The organism is Gilliamella sp. Bif1-4 (assembly GCF_001690535.1).
Classification (GTDB): Bacteria; Pseudomonadota; Gammaproteobacteria; order Enterobacterales; family Orbaceae; genus Gilliamella; species Gilliamella bombi.
Window position 1 is genome coordinate 1 of the sequence record NZ_LZHC01000003.1, and the last position, 4,638, is coordinate 4,638.

The following is a 4,638-nucleotide window of genomic DNA, read 5'->3' on the forward strand; positions in this document are numbered from 1 at the left end:
CAACAATTGGGATTACGGAGTAAAGCAGCACGTAAATTCAAGCATAAAACAGACAAGGCTCATCACAATATTGCGCCCAACACGTTAGATAGGCAATTTAATCCTGATAAGCCTAATAAAACATGGGTAACCGATATTACTTATATTAAAACGGGTGAAGGTTGGTTATATTTGTCGGTGATTATCGATTTATATGGACGAAAAGTGATTGCTAGGCAAACCAGTCGCTACATAGACCGCCATTTAGTGTGTAATACATTAAAACAAGCTTTATTTCGGCGTCACTTTCCTAAAAATGTACTCATTCATAGTGACCAAGGAAGCCAATATTGCAGTGCTGATTTCAAGCAATTATTGTTACAATATGGGCTAAGGCAAAGCATGAGTCGAAGAGGCAACTGCTTTGATAATGCGGTTGTTGAGAGTTTTTTTCATACACTCAAAACACATATTATTCATGACTGTTACTACAAAACGAGGAAGCAGGCTAATAAAGCACTATTTGAATATATTGAAATCTATTATAATCGGATACGCCGTCATTCAGCCAATGGCTGGGTATCACCTGAACAATATGAACAACAATATTACCAAAACGAAAAAATGATAGAGGCGGGCACTGTCTAATATTTTGGCGAGGATCAACCTTCAGCCATTAATACATCTACTGCATTAATACTAACTGGTCCACCAATTTCACTTGGACGTACTAGATACCAAGCGGCTCTAGCTAAATTATTATTCTCAACCGCATTTTTCCCTGCAGCAACGCCTGTATTGATATCTTGGATATCACCACCGGCAGCGGCTATTGCAAGGCCTGTCGCTAGCTGTGATAGGGCGCTGATTTGTTGTCTTTCTTCTTGTGATAATTCCGCTACTGTTTTACCTGGGTAAAGAATACCCATGATAACCTCAGCACCACGTTCACTTGCAGCAGCACCTAAGCCACCCACTAGAGCTGAGTTGCCTTGTAGCTCGGCTACCACCGCACCGAGTATCGCATGGCTGACGGTGTTGGCAACGGTGCTTCCTTCGGTCTGTTGTTTGATAATAGTCGCAATTTTTGGTGCAAGTGCCCCTGCGGCTGCCCCTGTCATGTCACCACTGATTAAGCCGTTGATGATACTAACCGCCATGTCAATACCTTGGCGGGCGTCACTGCCCATCGCTGACATGCCTTGGTTCATCGATTCTTTGTAGGCGTCTTCGTAGATTTTTTGTTGCTGCTTGTCGGTTAACACGATGCCTTTGTCTGCGGCTTTTTCTTGTTCTTTTTCTACCGCTTCTTTTGCCTTGGATTCGGCTCTTATCCGGTCAATATGATTAAGCATCGTTAACGTTTCACCACCAATTTCACTCACTAACTGCGTTTGGTCGATGATGTCTTGCTCTTTTTGTTTGTTAAAAATGTGTTTGAGCTCGTTATTCGCCTGCTCAGTATCTCGGCTTAGTTCGTTGATATCTTGTTTTTGAGCATCCTTATTGCGGATAATTATCGTCCCTTCCGATACCGCTGAATGCGTCGTCGAATGTTCGCTTTCGTTTTTATTGCGACTGGTTGGCATCGATGGCATGCCGCTAGAGCTTACCCCTGCACTGCTGCTACTGACTTGGTAGTCCGCTTTGTTTTCGATATCACTAAAGCTGATTGTGCCGGTGTCAAGGCGGTTTTGGCTCTTGTCTTTCGCTTCTGATGATATCACCGCCCCTTTTAGGTCGGTGTTGTTGCCGACCTTAATGTCAAAGCCACCACTGCCGGCAAAAATACCCGATTGGTCGGTCACACTTTGCCAGTTGCTGTCCATTTTCGTTTTGCTCGCCGAGGCATTAATACTACTTGAGCCTCCATAAGAAAAACTTCCCCCTACCGAGGTTGACGTGCTTTTAGAATGGAACTCGTCGCTGTCTTGTTTCGATTCAATATTAAGGTCATGACCGATATCAGCCACCACCCTATCGCCTTTCACTTGCCCTGCAACAATGTTGGCGTCATTACCGGTGATAATCGTAAGCTTATTGCCTGCCTCTACCACACTTTCTGTCCAATCGGTACCGTTACCTTTTTCGCGGGATTTGCTTTGGCTGGCACTGGCCGAGATGGTAAAGCCATTTTTTTCTCCACCAAAGTTATAGCCCACGCCTACCGAGCCACTGCTATTCTTCTCTTTAGTGTCAGTTTTGGTCGTGTTTTCTTGTCCGATGATGTTAACATCATGGTTCGCTTTGAGCATTACATCATGACCGGCAGATACCTGACTGCCAATGATATTGATATCGCCACGCTCTTTTTGACCATTGCCCGTCGCAATAATGCTGAGGTTATGCCCCGCTGAGACGCCACTACTTACTACGGTGTGTTGCTCTTGGTTTACCGTGCGTTTGGTCTTTTCACTGCCCAAACTGACATTAATGCCAATCGAGGCTTGTGGTGTGCCATTTTGTAAATTAGCACCGCCCTCTAGCGCCGCATTACCCGCTTGTAACCCCGCTTTAATATTCATCAGCGCTTTGGTTTTTTCATTGGTCTGCTTTTTCGCTTGCTCTCGGGTTTGGTTGGCGTTGTAAATATCACTCGCCGTGCCTGTTATCGAAATAGTAAGCCCTGATTTTTTGCGCTCATACTCTTCTTGATACGTCGTTTTCGCATCTAATGCTTCGATATTGACGTTTTCACCTTGGAGCAAGGAACGCTAAAAAGCATTAAAAAAAATTGAATAAAATAAATATATTTTTGACCTGTTTTTGTGATTAGATAGTGTTTGTTTTATTTTTTGAATGGCTGAAAACATGGTAAACAATGTGTAAAAGCCAATTTAAGACTACTGCTCGCCACTAATAATTATAGAACCTACTGACAAGATTTAATATCACTTTTAACTGGTAAATACACAAATTTAAGATGGTTATAAATTTATAACATAAGTGTAATATGCTTAATTATATGATCACTAATTATCATTTTTAAAAATTATCACATCAAATTAATGATGAATAAATTTTATAGTTATCAACTTCATAACATACAATATTTATTTTTTTTAAATTAGGATATTTAAATAAATTAAATTTAATTAGTTGTAATGCTATTTCAGCAGCTTTATCTTTTGGGAATTTATAAATACCTGTACTTATATTAGGGAATGAAATAGTGGTTATATTATTTTCATAAGCAAGTTTAAAGCAATTCAAATAACAGTTTTTTAATAATTGAACCTCATTATTATTTCCTCCATTCCAACGAGGTCCTACCGTATGAATCACAAATTGTGCTGGTAAATTTCCAGCAGTCGTAATAACAGCATTGCCAACTTTACAACCACCTTGTTTAGAGCGTATCTTTTGACATTCTTCTAAAATTTGTTTACCACCTATACGATGGATAGCTCCATCAACACCACTTCCACCTAGCAGAGAACTATTTGCTGCGTTTACAATAGCGTCAACAGTAATTTTAGTAATATCACCATGTATAATTTCAATTTTATTTTTCATTTTAAAAGTGTTTCTATAAATTTTAGAATAGCATTATTTTGTTCTATTACTTCAGAAGGATCCAACAAGATATTCATTATTTGATCATCTAAAACTAAATCATAAATATCAATATCTAGCCAACCTTTAGACCAAAAATCAATACCAGCAATTTTATTATTTCCTTCTATGACAACTCGTTCCAGAGAACCAAAATCTCCATTGGGATATGAACTATAAGTTAATTTATAATTTTTTAATCTAGGCGCCAATTCTTTTTTAAAATAATTTATATTCATATTTTATATCTTCTATTTTTTGTCAACTACTTTAATATTACTTACATTTGGTGTCAAAGTTCCACCTTGTTTATTTAAAAGGTATTTTTGTGAAGGTTTTGCATCAGGACCTAACATTTTATACCATCCTTCTGGATAGGCTACACTAATTCATACAACTTTTTTAAGGGGTAAGGTAAACTTATCACAACTAAAAAGGAACAAATATGAATAAGATTAAACGCAAAAGACGAACATTCACAGATGATTTTAAACACCAAATGGTCAGTCTTTATCAACATGGTAAATCACGTAGTGAAATCGTTGCCGAATATGATTTGACACCATCAGCTTTGGACCGTTGGATAACGCAAGCAAGCCAAAGCGGCTCATTTAAAACAAAAGATAATCGCAGTCCACAAGAACAAGAGTTAATCGCGTTGCGTAAAGAGCTTAAACAACTCCGTATGGAAAACGATATTCTAAAGCAAGCAGCACTGATAATAGGGCGAAAATCGCTATCCTAAAAGCAAATCGACATCGTTATAGCATAACAAAGCTATGTCAATATTTAGGATTATCAAGACATTATGCTTATTATCAGTGTAAATTGAATAGACAAAAATCAGTAGGGCTTTATGCCGATAAAATCGTAACGCTATTTAATCAGAGCTATCAGTCTTATGGTACAAGACGAATTCGTTTTGATTTACAGAAAGAGAATATTTGGGTGTCACGCCGTTACATTGCTCGGGTGATGAAAGCCTTATTGCTGGTATCAAAATACACCGTTAAACGTTATCAATCTCACAATACGGAAGTGAATGAAACCGCCACAGAAAATCACCTGCAACGACAATTTGATGTAGGTGATAAAAAACAAATT

General features: G+C 38.5%; 6 protein-coding genes. 3 read left to right on the forward strand and 3 right to left on the reverse strand.

Going from position 1 to position 4,638, the window contains the following annotated elements:
• The coding region (locus tag A9G25_RS00070) for an IS3 family transposase (protein ID WP_065625225.1) at nucleotides 1–627 on the forward strand (627 nt) is incomplete at its 5' end.
• A gap of 14 nt (nucleotides 628–641) precedes the next feature.
• On the opposite strand, the gene A9G25_RS00075 is transcribed toward A9G25_RS00070, so the two are convergent.
• The 3 genes from A9G25_RS00075 to A9G25_RS00085 all read right to left on the reverse strand — a co-directional run bounded on the left by A9G25_RS00075 (nucleotide 642) and on the right by A9G25_RS00085 (nucleotide 3,773).
• On the reverse strand, nucleotides 642–2,687 hold the full coding sequence (locus A9G25_RS00075; RefSeq protein ID WP_065625226.1) for a hemagglutinin repeat-containing protein: 2,046 nt from the start codon (nucleotides 2,685–2,687) through the stop codon (nucleotides 642–644).
• A gap of 292 nt (nucleotides 2,688–2,979) precedes the next feature.
• Entirely contained in the window at nucleotides 2,980–3,495 is a 516-nt protein-coding gene (locus tag A9G25_RS00080; protein ID WP_065625227.1) for an O-acetyl-ADP-ribose deacetylase, read from the reverse strand.
• Entirely contained in the window at nucleotides 3,492–3,773 is a 282-nt protein-coding gene (locus A9G25_RS00085; RefSeq protein WP_065625228.1) for a hypothetical protein, read from the reverse strand. The genes A9G25_RS00080 and A9G25_RS00085 overlap by 4 nt, the downstream gene beginning before the upstream one ends.
• A 206-nt stretch (nucleotides 3,774–3,979) precedes the next feature.
• On the opposite strand from A9G25_RS00085, the gene A9G25_RS00090 reads away from it, so the two are divergent.
• Nucleotides 3,980–4,279, forward strand: a complete 300-nt coding sequence (locus A9G25_RS00090) for an IS3 family transposase (RefSeq protein WP_034885636.1) — start codon at nucleotides 3,980–3,982, stop codon at nucleotides 4,277–4,279.
• A gap of 83 nt (nucleotides 4,280–4,362) precedes the next feature.
• A partial coding sequence (locus A9G25_RS00095; protein WP_141674943.1) for an IS3 family transposase occupies nucleotides 4,363–4,638 on the forward strand: 276 nt, incomplete at its 3' end.

Excerpts from the sequence above, each read along its gene's own strand:
- A9G25_RS00080 (WP_065625227.1), bottom strand. The coding sequence starts at position 3,495 with ATGAAAAATAAAATTGAAATTATACATGGTGATATTACTAAAATTACT.
- A9G25_RS00085 (WP_065625228.1), bottom strand. The coding sequence starts at position 3,773 with ATGAATATAAATTATTTTAAAAAAGAATTGGCGCCTAGATTAAAAAAT.
- A9G25_RS00090 (WP_034885636.1), top strand. The coding sequence starts at position 3,980 with ATGAATAAGATTAAACGCAAAAGACGAACATTCACAGATGATTTTAAA.